Origin of the sequence: Bacillus sp. NP157 (assembly GCA_018889975.1) — a bacterium.
Taxonomy (GTDB): Bacteria; Pseudomonadota; Gammaproteobacteria; order Xanthomonadales; family Rhodanobacteraceae; genus Luteibacter.
In genome coordinates this window covers 4,376,659-4,391,984 of sequence record CP076546.1, presented here as the reverse complement: position 1 = coordinate 4,391,984, position 15,326 = coordinate 4,376,659, and the positions used below count along the sequence as shown (strand labels likewise).

Sequence of the window (15,326 nt, the reverse complement as noted above, 5' to 3'; positions counted from 1 at the left end):
CCCATGAGCATCTCGCTGCACGAAGCCTCCGCCGCTGCCTATGTCCGCGGCTTCCGCGTCCTCTCCGAACTGCTCGCCAAGGCGAAGGACCACGGTGGCGATGCCCTGGTCGAAGCCCGACTGGCACCGGACATGTTCAACCTGGCCGGCCAGGTGCAGCGCGCCAGCGACACCGCCAAGTTCGCCATCGCCCGCGTCGCCGAGGTGGAAGGCCCGTCGTTCAAGGACGAAGAGACCACCATCGAGCAGTTGCTCAAGCGCATCGACGACACCGTGAAGTGGATCGAGTCGGTACCCGCCGAGGCCATCGAAGCCGGCGCCACGCGCAGCATCACGCGCAAGTTCGGCGCCAGCGAGCGCACCTTCAGCGCGAATGAGTACCTGATGATCTTCGCCCTGCCCAACTTCTATTTCCACGTCACCACGGCGTACGACATCCTCCGCCACAACGGCGTGGGCCTGGGCAAGCTGGATTACCTCGGGCTGGCATAAATCCTTGCGTAACAACGGTTAATGAATTTTTTAGCCGATCCGGGGTAGCGTGGGTTCCAGCAGCGAACCCACCGATAGCGAGGGTCCCATGGCATCGAGCTCCGCCCAATTGTTCATTCCGTACAGCGAATCGACACAGGGACCGTGGATCGTCCGCCGTGCCTCTACCCCGCTGGGCCAGTACGCCAGCCAGGCCGAGGCCATCCGCGCGGCCGAGGCGTTGTCCCCCAGCCTCTCCGACAGCCTCGGGCTGCCCGTCGCCATCCACGTGCAGAACGCGGACGGCAGCTGGGAGGAGCACACCTGGGTCGTGGCCGGCCTGGTCGCCGACCCACCCCGGGCCGCCGGATCGTCTTACGCGCGCTGAGCCTCCGGGCTCGCCGGCACGGCCCGTTGGTCGGCCTGGCGGGTGCCTAGTTGTGGCGCAGGAAGGCGCCGTCGAGTTTCGTCGTCGGCTTATCCAGTTCAGCATCCATCGCCGCCCTGATCGCCGCGAGCACTTGCCCGTGGGGAGCACCGTAGCGCTCGCTCAGGGCATGGGCGACATGGCGTGCCGCGTCGGCGAAAAGCATGCCCCATGCCTTCTCCTCGGTCAGGTTCGGCTGGCCTTCGTAGATCCCGATGTTCAGGGACGTATGCATCCCCTTCTTCGCGATCCAGACGCGCATCATCTCGAGGGAATGCTCGTCGTCCAGGGCGGCGGGCGGTATGGGTTGCTGCTTCATGCGTCTCCATGGTCCGGGCTTGCAATCGCCGTCGTCCGGCAGAGTATCCATGAATGGGGGCCGCCCGGCCGCTAAGGTCCGCCGGGAAGTACGCCGGGCACCACGAAGGGGAGCAACTGAACGCGTCGATTGCGCGCCCGGTCTTCGCTGGTCTCGCCCGGGTTGAGCGGAAAATCGGTCGATTCACTGGCGGGCCCGCGCAGTTGGGCATCGGGCACGCCGTGCTTGCGGAACCACGCCAGCACCAGGGCCGCCCGACGTAGCGACAGTTCGCGACAGTCGTCGCCGGTGCACTCATGCGCGTCTGCATAACCCGTGACGGTAGCGCCGAGGAAATGGCGCTCAAGCAGGGCCGTCCGGAGCTCCCACAGCACGGCCGTTTCCTCCTCATCGAGGATGGCCTCAGCGTCCTCGCTGGCCTGCGACGGGCCGGGTTGCCCGGCCGGAAACTCGATCCGTTTGAAGTCGATGTCGAATGCGGGAGGCGAGGTATCCGCCGCAGGTAATCCTGTACCGATGGCGGCAATGCATACCGCCATGACAACGCGAAATCCCACATTCATGCATCAGTCCCCACAGCCGCCGGATATCCGTGTCCCACGCGGAGTTTAAACCGTACGCTGGGCGCCCTTGAGACACCAATAGGGTAACCTTGGTGGGCTATGCTCACCGAAGAAACCAAAGCCGCGATCCGCGCCGCCTATGCGCGCCTGAAAGACGGCCTGACGGGTTTCCGTGGGCGCCCCTCCCAGCTGAAGATGATCGCCGAGGTCGCCAAGGCCCTGGCCGAGCCAGCGGGTGCGGCGGTGATCGAAGCGCCGACCGGCACCGGTAAATCCATGGCTTACCTCATCGGTGGGCTCGAGGTCGCGCGGGCGCAGAAGAAGAAGCTGGTGATCGCCACGGCTACCGTGGCGCTGCAGGAGCAGCTGGTCCAGCGCGACATTCCCCAGTTCATGAAGCTCTGCGGCGTCGAAGCGAAGGTCGCCCTGGCCAAGGGCCGCGCGCGCTACCTGTGCCCGCGCAACCTGCGCATGGCCAGCGCCGAACCGTCCGCGCAGGGTGGCTTCGAATTCGACGCCGACGTGGCCCTGTGGGCACGCCCCCCGGCCGAGCGCGACACCAAGGCCATCGAGAAGCTCGGCAAGGCCTTCGAATCGCGCGAGTGGAACGGCGACATCGACACCAGCCCGGAGCCGTTGTCCGACCTGGTGCGCGGCATGGTCACCACCAGCGCCGGCGGCTGCACCGGCCGCAAGTGCAATGCGTTCGCGGTATGCCCGTTTTTCCTCGCCCGCCGCGCGATCGGCGAAGCCGACATCGTCGTCGCCAACCAGGACCTGGTGCTCGCCGACCTGACCATGCCGCGCGACGAAGACACCTTCGGCGGCGTGATCCTGCCCAAGCCGGAAGAGACGCTCTACATCTTCGACGAGGCCCACCACGTACCGTCCAAGGCGATCGACCGCGGCGCCGCCGACGTGCACCTGGCCAGCGCCGTGCGTCGCATCGGCCGCCTGCAGAACCAGGTGCATGCCGCGTATTCGCTCACCGACAAGGAAAGCATCGGCAATCTTTCGCTGGAAGCCGGCGACGAGAAGCTGCTTGAGATGTCCAACGCGATGGAGGAGATCGAGCGCGAGATCCGCATGTCGTGGACACCGTCGTCGAGCGAGCTGGAGCCGGTGTTCCGCGCATCGCTCGGCCAGCTGCCGGAGAACTGGAAGATCCACGCGTCGCACCTGCACGTGCTGACCCGCGACGTGCAGCGTTGGCTGCGCACGGTGCGCCGCACCGTCGTCGAGATGGAAGCGGGCGGCCCCACGCAGGAAGCGCTGTCGCGTGAGCTCGGCATGGCGCTGGAACGACTCGAGCGCCAGGTGCGCACGTGGTACGCGTGGTCCACGGATGATCGCGAGAACGGTCCGCCGCTCGCCCGCTGGGTGAGCATGACGCCGGAACAGCAGCTGGTCTGCCATGCCTCCGCCGTGTCGGCGGGTGGCCTGCTGCGCAACGTGCTCTGGGATAACGCGTCGGCCGTGGTGATGACCTCGGCCACCTTGAGTGCGGGTGGCAACTTCCGTGGCTTCGCCGATTCGGTCGGCCTGCCCAACGATGCCGTGACCCTCAGCCTGCCTTCGCCGTTCGACCTGGAACGCCAGGCGCGGCTGGAAGTGCCTGCCTTCACCACCCTGCCGGACGATCGCGAAGGCCATCCGCGCGAAGTCGCGGCCTGGCTGGCGAAACACCTGGATTGGGACGCTGGCAACCTCGTGCTGTTCACCTCGCGTGCGAAGCTCGACCGCGTGCTGCAGGTGCTGCCGATCGACCACGTGCGCAAGGTGCGTGCGCAGGGCTCGCTGGCGAAGGCCCAGCTGATCGCCGAACACTGCGCGGACATCGAAGCCGGCAAGGGCAGCACGATCTTCGGCCTCGCGTCGTTCGGCGAAGGCCTCGACCTGCCGGGCAAGCTGTGCGAAACCGTGGTGGTCACCCAGCTGCCGTTCGCGGTGCCGACCGATCCCGTGGGCGCAACCTACGCCGAGTGGCTGGAATCGCGTGGACGCAATCCGTTCATCGAGGTCAGCGTGCCGGACGCCACGCGCATCCTCACGCAGTACTGCGGGCGCCTGATCCGCACCGAGACCGACACCGGTCGCATCGTGCTGCTGGATCGCCGCGTCATCACCAAGCGCTACGGCACGGGCATGCTGCGCGCCCTGCCCCCCTTCGCCCGCGAGATCGAGCGCGTCGCATGACGATCATTCCTTTCGATGCCCTGGTCGCCGTGCCGTGGAAGAACGGCCTCGGCATCACGCGCGAGCTCGCCGTCGAGCCGCATGGTGCATCGATGGAGGATTTCGCATGGCGGGTCAGCATCGCCGACGTCGACACGGCGTCGCCGTTCTCCGTCTTCCCCGGCATCGACCGCACCATCGTGCTGCTCGACGGTGCGGGATTCACGATGGTGCTGGACGGTGATCGCGAGCATGCGCTGACCACGCCGTGCGTGCCGTTCGCGTTCCCGGGCGAAGCAAGGGTCGACGTGCGACTCGCGGGCGGTGCCACGCGCGATTTCAACCTGATGGTCCGGCGTGGCGTCGCCACGGCAAGGCTCGACGTGCTGCAAGGCCCCGGCGTGTTCGCCGACATCGCCCTCGTCCACATCGCCCGCGGCACCGCCGAAGCCGATGGCGCCGCCCTGGCGCAAGGCGACACCGCGCTCGACACCCGCCGCCTGGTCCTTCCCCCCGGCACCCAAGCCGTAGCAATCACCCTGTAGGAGCGCGCCCGCGCGCGACCCACCTCACCCAGGTCGGTCATCCCCCGATCCCGAACCTGAACCCGATCCCGTTTCCGGCTCCGGCTCCGGCTCCGGCTCCGGCTCGTCCTCCCCTTCAACTCCCCCCGTCGCCTCCCCCACCCCATCCCGCCGCCACAAATCCACCGACGTCAGCTGGAATTTCACCGGCGGAATCGCCGCTTCCCAGCCTTCGATGCCGGGAAACACCTCGCGCAGCGCAGCAACAAGCGCTTTGAAGCCCTTGTCGTGCTCGGAGACCACCAGCGTCTCTTCGCCATCTATATGGAAGAACAGGAAGACGCTGTCCCACGCATCCGCACGGGTATCGCGGTTACCCGCCTCCACGCGCGCGACCGACGAGAGTGCCACTTCGCGCATGCGGAAACCGCCGGGCGTGGCCACGATCACGCCCGCCGCGGCGTCGACATGGGCCGTGCCCCGGCTCACCAGCCGTTCGCGGAGTCGCGTGAACAGCGGGCGTTTGGCCGAGGTATCGAGGGGGTCCATGGAGCGTTCCGGTGGCGCGATTTAAACGGGATTCACCAGATATCGGCATCTTAAGGCGTTCGCTTTAACGGAACCGACGCCATGCGCGACCTCCTCGCGACCCTGACCCGGGCCATGGCCCACCCCGGTATCGCTTCCACGCCCGTCACGGCCGTCGCCGACCTCGACCTGGAGCGCTATGCGGGCGCGTGGCACGAGATCGCCCGCCTGCCCATGTATTTCCAGCGCAAGTGCACGGGCAACGTCACCGCCCACTACACGCCGAACATCGATGGCACGGTCACCGTCGAGAACCGCTGCGACACCGCAGAAGGCCCGATCGCCAGCCAGGGCGTCGCCCGACGACCGGAGGCATTCGCGCGCGGCAAGCTTGAAGTCACCTTCGTGCCGCCCTGGCTGCGCTGGCTACCGCCGGTGTGGGCGGATTACTGGGTGATCGCGCTGGACGAGGACTACCAGTGGTCGATGGTCGGCCAGCCCGGCCGGAAGTACCTGTGGATCCTGTCGCGCACGCCCGTGATGGACGATGCCGTGTTCGAGGACCTGAAGGCGCGGGCGGTGGCGATGGGGTACGACCTGTCGGCATTGATCGTGGATCGACCGGGGCCGTGACCCCTGGGGCCAGGTCACCGAACGGCGCATCGCACCGCCGGACGGCCAGCGCAGCAATCGGGCGCCGCCACGCATAGACTGGGGCCGTCGAAAAGGAGGAAGCATGCGCTTCGCGACGTTGCTGGCCGTCATGGCATCCGGATGGACCGCAGGCATCGCGGCGCAAGAGACCTACCCCGTGCAGTCGCCGCCACCGGCGAGTGCTTCCGCACGCCACCCGCAGGCCCTGGACGCTTCCTTCGCCCAGCTCGATGCAGCCCCACGGCCGCCTTCGGCACGGTCCGCGTGGCGGCGGGTTCGCGGGCACTATGAACTGCGCGCCATCGATGCGGAGGCGACACTGGTCGCCATGACATCGCAGGCGACGGGCGGCGTCACGTACGGCATCGTCGCCGGCACGCCGCGAGCGTGCGGACAAACCGCCCCCGTTGCCGGGACAAGCGAATACATATTCGCGGCGACCACGTTGTCGATGGCGACGCAGTGCCTGGATGGCGTGGCCGTCGACGCGCCCGACACGGCCGCGGGCGAGGATCGACTCGCCCGTGTACTCGAAGCGGGCACCGCCGTAGATGCCACGCTGGCGAACCGGCAAGCCGCTCGCTTCGACCTTCGTGGGGTTTCCTATCTCAAGGCCCTGCTGGCGGTATCCGCGGTGCAGAGCGACAGGTGAGCGCGGCCTGCCGCTGCCCTAGCGGTTACGATGGGCGCTTTCCAGCGAGATAGAGCACGCACGATGGCGACGAAGGACAACGGTTGCCCCTGCGACAGTGGCAAGGCATACGCCGCCTGCTGCGGGAAGTGGCACGCCGGCGAACCGGCTCCGACGGCCGAGGCGCTGATGCGCTCGCGCTATACCGCCTACGTCATGGGCCTGACCGACTACCTGCTGGCGACGTGGCATCCGTCGGCCCGACCGGTGTCGCTGGAACTGGGCGACCAGTCGCCGAAGCCGACGTGGCTGGGTCTCACGGTGAAGCGCCACGAGAATCCCACCCCGGACACGGCCATCGTCGAGTTCGTCGCGCGTGTGCGTTTCGGCGGGGCAAGCGCGCACAAGATGCACGAGGTCAGCCGCTTCGTTCGCGAGGGCGGCCGCTGGTATTACATGGACGGTGACGTCGACTGAGCATACCGGTGCGGTCGCGGTGATGTACGACTGCAGGTAACCGTAGACCACCCAGCCGAGGACATCCAGCACCCCGGCGACGATGCACCAGCGGCATGCATCGCGGAGCCGACGGGCGACGGGATCCGAATCCAGCAGGCCGTCGCGATAGAGCATGCGTAGCGCGAGGTCGAAACGGCGCCGGTCGAATCGATCGGCGGACTCGACCACACGCGGGCCGGCACGCAACACCATCATGCTGCCGAACTGGGATGCGGCACCGAAGATCACGAACGCGGCGAACGCAAACCAGAAGCCCGCGCTCTTGTTCCACGGCTGCCACTGGCAGTCATCGAAAACGTCGCTCGTGCAGTTCGCCGAGTTGGCGATGTAGAACCAGCCACAGATGCCGACGAACGCGACGACGTGCAGGATCCAGATCGCGCGCACGACGTAGCGCAGGTAGCCTTCGGGAACCGGATGCACGCCCAGCGTTGCGCGAAACGCGTACAACTCGTGGCGGCGACCGTGGCGATCCGGCGCACCCATGTCGACCGACGCACGGGACAGGCCGGCGCGGAGTATCCAGTGCGCGGCCACGCCGAGAAGGATCACCGCGGCCATCGCCAGGGCATAGAGCAGGACGACGCCTGACAGGTGCCCGCGTACCTCGACGAACATGCCCCCTCCCTTTGCCTGCGATCCGTAGTCTAAAACTTTTGTAGGAGCGCGCCTGCGCGCGAATGGTATTCACCCGGCTTGCCCCGTTGTCGAGGCATCACCATCGGTCGCGCGCAGGCGCGCTCCTACAAGGGGCCGCTCGTCAGACGACCTGGCGGGCGACGCCGCCGTCGACGCGGACCGCTGCACCGGTGGTGCCGCTGGCCTGTTCGGAGGCGAGGTAGACCGACATGTTGGCGACCTCTTCGACGGTGAGCAGGCGCTCGATCAGCGAGGTCGGGCGGTGGGTGCTGATGAAGTCCTTCTCGACTTCTTCCAGCGACTTGCCCTGGTCCTTCGCGATCTTGTTGAAGAACTCACCCACGCCCTCGGAGAGGGTCGGGCCCGGCAGCACCGCGTTGACGGTGACGCCCGTGCCGGACAGGGTCTCGGCGAGGCCGCGCGACACGGCGAGCTGGGCGGTCTTGGTCATGCCGTAGTGAACCATCTCGGCCGGGATCTGCAGGGCCGATTCGCTGGAGATGAACTGCACGCGGCCCCAGCCACGATCGGCCATGCCCTTCGCGTAGTGGCGCGACAGGCGTACGCCCGAGTTCACGTTCACCTCGAAGAAGCGCGACCACTCTTCGTCCGTGATGTCGAAGAAACCCTTCGGCTCGAAGATGCCGAGGTTGTTGACGAGGATGTCGGTGCTGGGCACGGCCTTGATCAGGGCGGCGGCGCCTTCGACGCTACCGAGGTCGGCGGCGACGCCCGTCAGCTTCGCTCCCGGGACGTGCTTGCCGATCTCGGCGATGGCCGCATCGACGCGGGCCTGGGTGCGGCCGGTGATGACGACGCTGGCGCCGGCGGCAGCCAGGCCCTGGGCGATCGCCAGGCCGATGCCGGCGGTCGAACCGGTGACGATGGCGCTGCGCTTGGAAAGGTCGATCTTCATGGAGGTGCTCCGATGGGAAAGTGGATTCCACCATCGTCGGGGCTGGCGGGGCTTGGATCAATCGTCACCGGGGCGAAAGACTTTTGCCGTAGCGGGAAGGATGGGGGGTGGGGACGCGTCGGGGGGTGGGGTCGCGCGCAGGCGCGCTCCTACAAGGGGGGGGAGACTGAGGATGTGGTCGCGCGCGGGCGCGCTCCTACAGGGGGAGAGTGAGGGTGGTTTCGCCCGTGGGGGTGCCGTTGGGGCCGAAGCGGCGTTCGATGATGGTGGTGGCGTCGTCGTGGCCGACGAGGATGACGGTGCTGGCGCGGGTGCCGTAGTTTTCGCCGGCGATAAAGGCGCTGGAGAGGAAGCGTTCGCGCTCGATGCCGATGCCGGTGTCCGGCAGCAGGTCGTCCGGCCAGCGGCCCTGGTCGGAGAGCATCGCGAACAGCGCGTCGGTGTCCTCGCGGCGGTCTTCGACCCACGCTTCGAGACGATGGACCAGTGCCCGGGTCTTCGGCCAGGGGGCGTTGAAGTCCGCGTTGGACAGGCCGTGGATGCCGTCGGTGACCTGTTCCGAGCGGGGCTCGGGGTGGTTGCCCAGATAGAACGCGCTGTCGTGGTCGAAGGTCAGCAGGTTGAACGGACGGTAGTCCCTGGCGGTGGCGGCCAGTTCCTGCGCGTGCACGGCGGCAGGCAGGTTCGCGCCAAGGTAGTCGGCGACCAGCAGGCCGCGGGATAGCCCGCTGTGGTCTGCCGTGAGGTCGCGCACGTTGGTGATGATGCTCGCCCGTCCATTCGGCGCGACACCGGCCCAGGTGCCCCCAGCCTCAAGATCGCGACCCGCGGCGACCTGCGGTGCTTCGTCCCAATACGCCAGTGGCGCCGTGGGTCGGGCGTGGAATTCGTCGCGGTTACCGAGCAGGACGAGGCGCCAGCGCGGATGCACGCGCCAGGCAAAGGCGATCAGGCACATGGGAACCACGGGCGCGGGGACATGCCCCGTATTGTGCGCCCACGGGCCAGTGAAAACTTACGCGGTTTTACACGGCGACGGTGGCCCTCGCGGTGGCCAGCATGCGGACGATGGACGCGGCGGCTTCGCGGCCATCGTAGACGGCACGGACGACGAGGTCGGCGCCGCGGACGTTGTCGCCACCGGCGAAGATGCGCGGGTTGGAGGTCTGGTGTGGCAGGCTGCCTTCCGCGCCGGTGACGATGCGGCCGCTGCGGTCGCGCGCGATGCCGAAGGCGTCGCACCAGTCCGGCGGGCTCGGCTGGAAACCGAAGGCCTGGATCACCACGTCGGCACGCAGGTCGGTCTCGCTGCCCGCGACGTTCTGCGGACGCGGGCGTCCATCGCCCGCATCGACCAGCTGCGTTTCGACCACGCGCACCGCCTTCACCTTGCCGCCCTCGCCGACCAGCGAGATCGGCTGCCGCTGGAACAGGAAACGCACGCCCTCCTCGCGGCTATAACCCACCTCGCGGCGCGAGCCCGGCATGCTCGGCTCGTCGCGACGGTAGACGCAGGTCACCGACGCGGCACCGAGGCGGATCGCCGTGCGGTTGCAGTCCATGCCGGTGTCGCCGCCGCCGAGCACGACGACGTGCTTGCCGGCGAGGTCGTATTCCGGCACCGGCGGCTGCTCGCGCAGCAGGCGTTCGGTGTTGGCGATGAGGAACGGCAGCGCGTCGTGCACGCCGCCGAGTTCGCGACCGTCGAGCTGGCCATCGACATAGGTGTAGGCACCGGTGCCGACGAACACGGCGTCGTAATCGTTGAGCAATTCATCGAATTCGATATCGCGGCCGATCTCGACGCCGAGATGGAAGCGCACGCCCATCCCTTCGAGCACGCCGCGGCGCGTCAGCACCACGTTCTTGTCGAGCTTGAACGGCGGGATGCCGAAGGTCAGCAGGCCACCGATTTCATGCTGGCGATCGAACACGTCGGCGGCGATACCCGCGCGACGCAGGCGATCCGCGGCGGCGAGGCCGGCCGGGCCTGCACCCACGATCGCGACGCGCGCACCGGTTTCCTTCACGCGGGAAAGATCCGGACGCCAGCCCTGGCGGAAGGCTTCGTCGGTCACCCAGCGCTCGACGCTACCGATCGTCACCGCACCGAAGTCACCCTGCTCCAGCGTGCACGCACCTTCGCACAGGCGGTCCTGCGGGCAGACGCGGCCGCAGATCTCCGGCAACGGGTTGGTCTCGTGCATCAGGGTCGCGGCTTCGAACAGGCGGCCGTCCTGGACGAGCTTCAGCCAGTTCGGGATGTAGTTGTGCACCGGGCACGCGTGTTCGCAGTACGGGTTGCCACAATCGATGCAGCGCCCCGACTGCGACGAGGCCTCGCCCGAGGCGAAGTCGCCGGAGATCTCGCCGTAGCCAAGCACGCGGACCGCGACGGGCACGGTGCGCGGCGTCTGCCGCGGCAGGTCGAGGAAGCGGAAGTCTTTCGCGCTCATGCGGCGCTCCGCAGTTCTTCAGCCAGTGCGTCGAGGCTGGCGGCCTTCGGCTTGACCAGCCAGAAACGCTGCAACAGGCCGCGGAAGTCGCCGAGCACGCGACGGCCCCAGGCGCTGTCCGTCAGTTCCGCGTGGCGGGCGATGAGCTGGCGCAGGTGCTGCATGTAATGTTCCATGCCTTCGTGCGAGATGCGCACGATGTCGACGAGTTCGTGGTTGTAGCAATCGACGAAGCTGCGGTCGACGTCGAGCACGTAGGCGAAACCACCGGTCATGCCCGCGCCGAAGTTCAGCCCGGTGCGGCCGAGCACGGCGACGACGCCGCCGGTCATGTATTCGCAGCAATGGTCGCCCGCGCCTTCGACGACGGCGAGCGCGCCGGAGTTGCGCACGGCGAAGCGTTCGCCGGCCTGGCCAGCGGCATACAGCTCGCCACCGGTCGCGCCATACAGGCAGGTGTTGCCGATGATCGACGCCTCCTGGCTCTTGAACGGCGAGTCCGCCGGCGGACGGATCACCAGCCGGCCACCGGCCATGCCCTTGCCCACGCCGTCGTTCGCTTCGCCGACGAGGTCGATGTGCACGCCCGCGGCATTCCACGCGCCCAGACTCTGCCCCGCCGACCCGGTGAGATGCAGGTTGATCGGGCGATCGACCATGCCGGCATCGCCCCAGCGACGGGCGACGTCGCCGGACAGGCGCGCGCCGATGGCACGGTCGGTGTTCGCGATCGGATAGCTGAAGGTACCGCCGAGGCCGTCCTTCACGATCTCGCGCACGTCCGCCGAGATCCGGCTCGCCAGCGCCGCGGGATCACGCATGGGATTGCGTGCCAGCGTGCAGGCGAAATCCACCTGCTCGCCCAGGCCGTCTTCGCTGATCAGCGGCGAGAGGTCGAGGCGATCCTGCACGGCGGTGACGCCCGAACGCTGCTCGAGGCGGCCGGACTGGCCGACCAGCTCCGCCAGCGAACGCACGCCGAGGCGCGCGAGGTGGCGACGCACGTCTTCCGCGACGAAGCGGAAGTAGTTCATCACCATGTCCGGCAAGCCGATGAAGTGCTTCGTGCGCAGCACCGGATGCTGCGTGGCCACGCCGGTGGCGCAGTTGTTCAGGTGGCAGATGCGCAGGTACTTGCAGCCCAGCGCGACCATCGGGCCCGTGCCGAAGCCGAAGCTTTCCGCACCGAGCATGGCCGCCTTGATCACGTCGAGGCCGGTCTTCAGGCCACCGTCGGTCTGCAGGCGCACGCGCCCGCGCAGATCGTTCAGGCGCAGCGTCTGCTGGGTCTCGGCAAGGCCGAGTTCCCACGGCGTGCCGGCGTACTTGATCGAGGTGAGCGGGCTGGCACCGGTGCCGCCGTCGTGGCCGGACACCGTGATCAGGTCCGCACCTGCTTTCACCACGCCTGCCGCCACCGTGCCGACGCCCGCGTGCGAGACCAGCTTCACCGAGACCAGCGCCTGCGGATTCACTTCCTTCAGGTCGTGGATCAGCTGGGCCAGGTCTTCGATCGAGTAGATGTCGTGGTGTGGCGGCGGCGAGATGAGGCCGATGCCGGGCTTGGCGTAACGCAGGCGGGCGATCGTCGCGTCGACCTTATGGCCGGGCAACTGACCACCCTCGCCGGGCTTCGCACCCTGCGCGATCTTGATCTGCAGCACCTCGGCGTTGACGAGGTAGGCCGGGGTGACGCCGAAGCGACCGGACGCCACCTGCTTGATCTTCGACTGGCGGTCGGTGCCGTAACGCGCGGGATCTTCGCCGCCTTCGCCGGAGTTGCTGCGCGCGCCCAGCCGGTTCATCGCGATGGCGAGCGCTTCGTGTGCTTCGGGCGACAACGCACCGAGCGACATGCCCGCCGAATCGAAGCGCTTGAGGATGGCTTCGACCGGCTCGACCTCGTCGAGCGGGATCGGCGTGGCGTCGCGCGGTACCAGCAGGTCGCGCAGGGCCGAGGCGGGACGCGTGTCGACGTAGCGCGCGTAGGTCTCGTAGTCGCTCCACTCGCCCGTGCGCACCGCCACCTGCAGGCTTGCGATGACGTCCGGGTTGTACATGTGGAATTCGCCACCGTGCACGTACTTGTACAGGCCACCGGCACGCAGCGACTGGGCTTCGTCCCAGGCTTCCGCGGCGAGCACGCGCTGCTCGTGTTCCAGGTCGGCGAAGGTGCTGCCACCGATACGCGAGGGCGTGCCCGGGAAGCAGGCATCGACCACGTCCTTCGACAGGCCGACGATCTCGAACAGCTGCGCACCGCGATAGCCAGCCACGGTGGAGATGCCCATCTTCGACAGGATCTTCAGCAGGCCCTTGCGGATGCCACGGCGGTAGTTGCGGCCGATCTCGCGCGGGCCGCCTTCGCCCTTGCGCAGGTGACCGCTACGGCCGAGGTCGAACAGGCTCTGGTAAGCGAGCCAGGGATAGATCGCGGTCGCGCCGAAGCCGAGCAGGCAGGCGAACTGGTGCGGATCGCGCGTGGTGGCGGTCTCGACCATGATGTTGCACTGACATCGCAGGCCGGTTTCGACCAGGCGCGCATGCACCGCGCCGGTGGCGAGCAGCGCATGGATCGGCAACAGGTCGCGACGCGGATAGCGGTCGCTGAGGAACACCACCTGCACGCCACCGCGCACGGCCGCTTCGACGTCGTCGCACAGGCGCGCGAGCGCCTGTTCCAGCGTGTCGTCGCCGCCGTACATCAGGTCGAAGCGCGGCGTGTCGGCGTAAGCCTTGTTAGCCAGGATCTGGCGCAGCTTGCGCTGGGACAGGATCGGCGAGTTCAGCAGGATCTGCCGCGCGTTCTCCGGACCGAGGTCGAAGATGTTGCGTTCCTGGCCGATCTGGGTGACCAGCGACATGACCAGCCGCTCGCGCAGCGGATCGATCGGCGGATTGGTCACCTGGGCGAAGCCCTGGCGGAAGCGATCGAACAGCGGCCGCACCTGGCGCGACAACACCGCCATCGGCGTGTCGTCGCCCATCGAACCGGTGGCTTCGGCTTCGGTCTCGGCCAGCACCTTCAGCACCGACTCGCTCTCTTCGCGGGAGAGGCCGAACAGTTTCTGGTAACGGCGCAGCTCTTCGGCGGGCAGCGGTTCGGCGGCGAGGCTCGGGTCGATCAGGTCGGACTCGAGGTAGGTCACGCCATCGCGCAGCCATTCGCGGAACGGCGCACGTGCACGGTTGATCGCATCGATGTCCGCATCGCGCAGCAGGCGGTGCTCGCGGAAATCCACCGCGATCATCTCGCCCGGCGCCAGCCGACCCTTCGCGACGATGCGCGAGGACGGCACGTCCCACAGGCCGGCTTCGGAGGCGACGATGAGGTGGTTGTCGTCGGACAGCGCCCAACGCGCAGGACGCAGGCCGTTGCGGTCGAGCGTGCACGCAGCATAGCGGCCGTCGCACATCACCAGGCCGGCCGGGCCATCCCACGGCTCGCTGTGCAGCGCGTAGTACTCGTAGAAGGCGGCAAGGTCTTCGTCGATGTCTTCGCGCGCGGCGTAAGCCGGCGGCACCAGCACGCGCATCGCGGTGAGCAGGTCCATGCCGCCCCGCAGCAGCACTTCCAGCGCGTTGTCCAGGCTTTCCGAATCGGAACCGTCCTGGGTGACCAGCGGGCCGATGTCGGACAGGTCGACGTGCTCGGAACGCATGACGCTGCCTCGCGCCTGCATCCAGCGGCGGTTGGCGCGGATGGTGTTGATCTCGCCGTTGTGGGCGAGGAAACGGAACGGCTGGGCCAGGCGCCACTTCGGCGACGTGTTGGTCGAGAAGCGCTGGTGGAAGACGACGGCATCGGCGACCAGCGCGGGATGCTTCAGGTCGGGATAGACATCGCGCAGGTGGCCCGGCGCGGCCATCGCCTTGTAGCCGATGACTTCGCCCGACAGCGAGACCACGTAGAACTGGCGATCGCCGCGCAGGGCCTGTTCGGCGCGACGGCGCGCACGGAACAGGGCGGCTTCGAACCTGGCCGGCGGCATGTCGCCCGGCGCATCGACGAACACCTGGCGCACGAGCGGCATCGAGGAAGCAGCGAGCGGACCGCACGCGCTGGGATCGACGGCGACGTCGCGCCAGCCGGCGACACGCAGGCCGGCCGCGACGATTTCGGTTTCAAGTGCAACTACCGCGGCAGCCTGCGTCTCGGGATCGAGGAAGACGACGCCCGCGGCGAACTGCGTGGACACGGTGATGCCGGCGCTGGAAGCGAGCGCACGTAACCACTCGACCGGGCGGCGGATAAGCACGCCGCAACCGTCGCCGCTGATGCCGTCGGCGTTCACGCCACCGCGGTGGGAAAGCTTTGCCAGTGCGTCGAACGCGGTATCGACGAGCTTCGCGCTCGCGTGCCCGTCGATCTGCGCAACGATGCCGAAACCGCAACTGTCGTGTTCGAAAGCCTCGTCGTAGAGGCTCGGTGCGCCTTGCTTCACCAAACGCCTCCTGTGGCATGCGGTTGTGCTGGGAACCCGGGGACGCATGCGCGTGGCCT

Annotated in this window: 15 protein-coding genes; 8 read left to right on the top strand and 7 right to left on the bottom strand. The window is 67.9% G+C overall.

All coding sequences use genetic code 11. The features are described from left to right. Positions 1 to 3: 3 nt before the first annotated feature. Positions 4 to 492, top strand: coding sequence for a DUF1993 domain-containing protein (locus KPL74_19865; GenBank protein QWT19993.1), 489 nt, complete (start codon positions 4 to 6; stop codon positions 490 to 492). 88 nt (positions 493 to 580) lie between these two features. After that, entirely contained in the window at positions 581 to 859 is a 279-nt protein-coding gene (locus KPL74_19860; protein ID QWT19992.1) for a DUF2188 domain-containing protein, read from the top strand. A 46-nt stretch (positions 860 to 905) separates the two neighbouring features. Here KPL74_19860 and KPL74_19855 read toward each other — a convergent pair whose 3' ends face one another. Beyond that, positions 906 to 1,217 carry a DUF5076 domain-containing protein gene (locus KPL74_19855; protein QWT19991.1) on the bottom strand — a complete coding sequence of 104 codons (312 nt, stop codon included), beginning with the start codon at positions 1,215 to 1,217 and terminating at the stop codon, positions 906 to 908. Between the two features lie 71 nt (positions 1,218 to 1,288). Next, a complete protein-coding gene (locus KPL74_19850) occupies positions 1,289 to 1,780 on the bottom strand; it encodes a hypothetical protein (protein QWT19990.1) in 492 nt (163 codons plus the stop codon). 99 nt (positions 1,781 to 1,879) lie between these two features. Here KPL74_19850 and dinG point away from each other — a divergent pair, with 99 nt between their 5' ends. After that, the gene (gene dinG / locus KPL74_19845) at positions 1,880 to 3,976 is read left to right on the top strand and encodes an ATP-dependent DNA helicase DinG (GenBank protein ID QWT19989.1); all 2,097 of its coding nucleotides are present in this window, start codon (positions 1,880 to 1,882) and stop codon (positions 3,974 to 3,976) included. Continuing rightward, complete coding sequence (locus KPL74_19840; GenBank protein ID QWT19988.1) at positions 3,973 to 4,500, top strand: HutD family protein; 528 nt, start codon at positions 3,973 to 3,975, stop codon at positions 4,498 to 4,500. The genes dinG and KPL74_19840 overlap by 4 nt, the downstream gene beginning before the upstream one ends. 24 nt (positions 4,501 to 4,524) lie before the next feature. Here KPL74_19840 and KPL74_19835 read toward each other — a convergent pair whose 3' ends face one another. After that, positions 4,525 to 5,028 carry a hypothetical protein gene (locus KPL74_19835; GenBank protein QWT19987.1) on the bottom strand — a complete coding sequence of 168 codons (504 nt, stop codon included), beginning with the start codon at positions 5,026 to 5,028 and terminating at the stop codon, positions 4,525 to 4,527. An 81-nt stretch (positions 5,029 to 5,109) separates the two neighbouring features. Between KPL74_19835 and KPL74_19830 the strand changes: the two genes are divergently transcribed. The 4 genes from KPL74_19830 to KPL74_19815 all read left to right on the top strand — a co-directional run bounded on the left by KPL74_19830 (position 5,110) and on the right by KPL74_19815 (position 7,142). Continuing rightward, positions 5,110 to 5,640, top strand: a complete 531-nt coding sequence (locus KPL74_19830; GenBank protein ID QWT19986.1) for a lipocalin family protein — start codon at positions 5,110 to 5,112, stop codon at positions 5,638 to 5,640. Between the two features lie 103 nt (positions 5,641 to 5,743). Further along, positions 5,744 to 6,313 (top strand): hypothetical protein, encoded by a 570-nt coding sequence (locus KPL74_19825; GenBank protein QWT19985.1) that lies wholly within the window; start codon positions 5,744 to 5,746, stop codon positions 6,311 to 6,313. Between the two features lie 63 nt (positions 6,314 to 6,376). Beyond that, a complete protein-coding gene (locus tag KPL74_19820) occupies positions 6,377 to 6,769 on the top strand; it encodes a YchJ family protein (protein ID QWT19984.1) in 393 nt (130 codons plus the stop codon). A 235-nt stretch (positions 6,770 to 7,004) separates the two neighbouring features. Continuing rightward, positions 7,005 to 7,142, top strand: coding sequence for a hypothetical protein (locus KPL74_19815; protein QWT19983.1), 138 nt, complete (start codon positions 7,005 to 7,007; stop codon positions 7,140 to 7,142). Between the two features lie 429 nt (positions 7,143 to 7,571). Here KPL74_19815 and KPL74_19810 read toward each other — a convergent pair whose 3' ends face one another. The 4 genes from KPL74_19810 to gltB form a co-directional block, all read right to left on the bottom strand. After that, on the bottom strand, positions 7,572 to 8,366 hold the full coding sequence (locus KPL74_19810; GenBank protein QWT19982.1) for an SDR family oxidoreductase: 795 nt from the start codon (positions 8,364 to 8,366) through the stop codon (positions 7,572 to 7,574). 196 nt (positions 8,367 to 8,562) lie between these two features. Then, entirely contained in the window at positions 8,563 to 9,324 is a 762-nt protein-coding gene (locus tag KPL74_19805) for an NRDE family protein (GenBank protein QWT19981.1), read from the bottom strand. Positions 9,325 to 9,391: 67 nt separating this feature from the next. After that, on the bottom strand, positions 9,392 to 10,822 hold the full coding sequence (locus KPL74_19800; protein ID QWT19980.1) for an FAD-dependent oxidoreductase: 1,431 nt from the start codon (positions 10,820 to 10,822) through the stop codon (positions 9,392 to 9,394). Next, positions 10,819 to 15,267: a glutamate synthase large subunit gene (gene gltB / locus KPL74_19795; protein ID QWT19979.1), complete on the bottom strand. Its 4,449-nt coding sequence runs from the start codon at positions 15,265 to 15,267 to the stop codon at positions 10,819 to 10,821. Before gltB ends, KPL74_19800 begins: the two co-directional genes overlap by 4 nt. Positions 15,268 to 15,326: the final 59 nt, after the last annotated feature.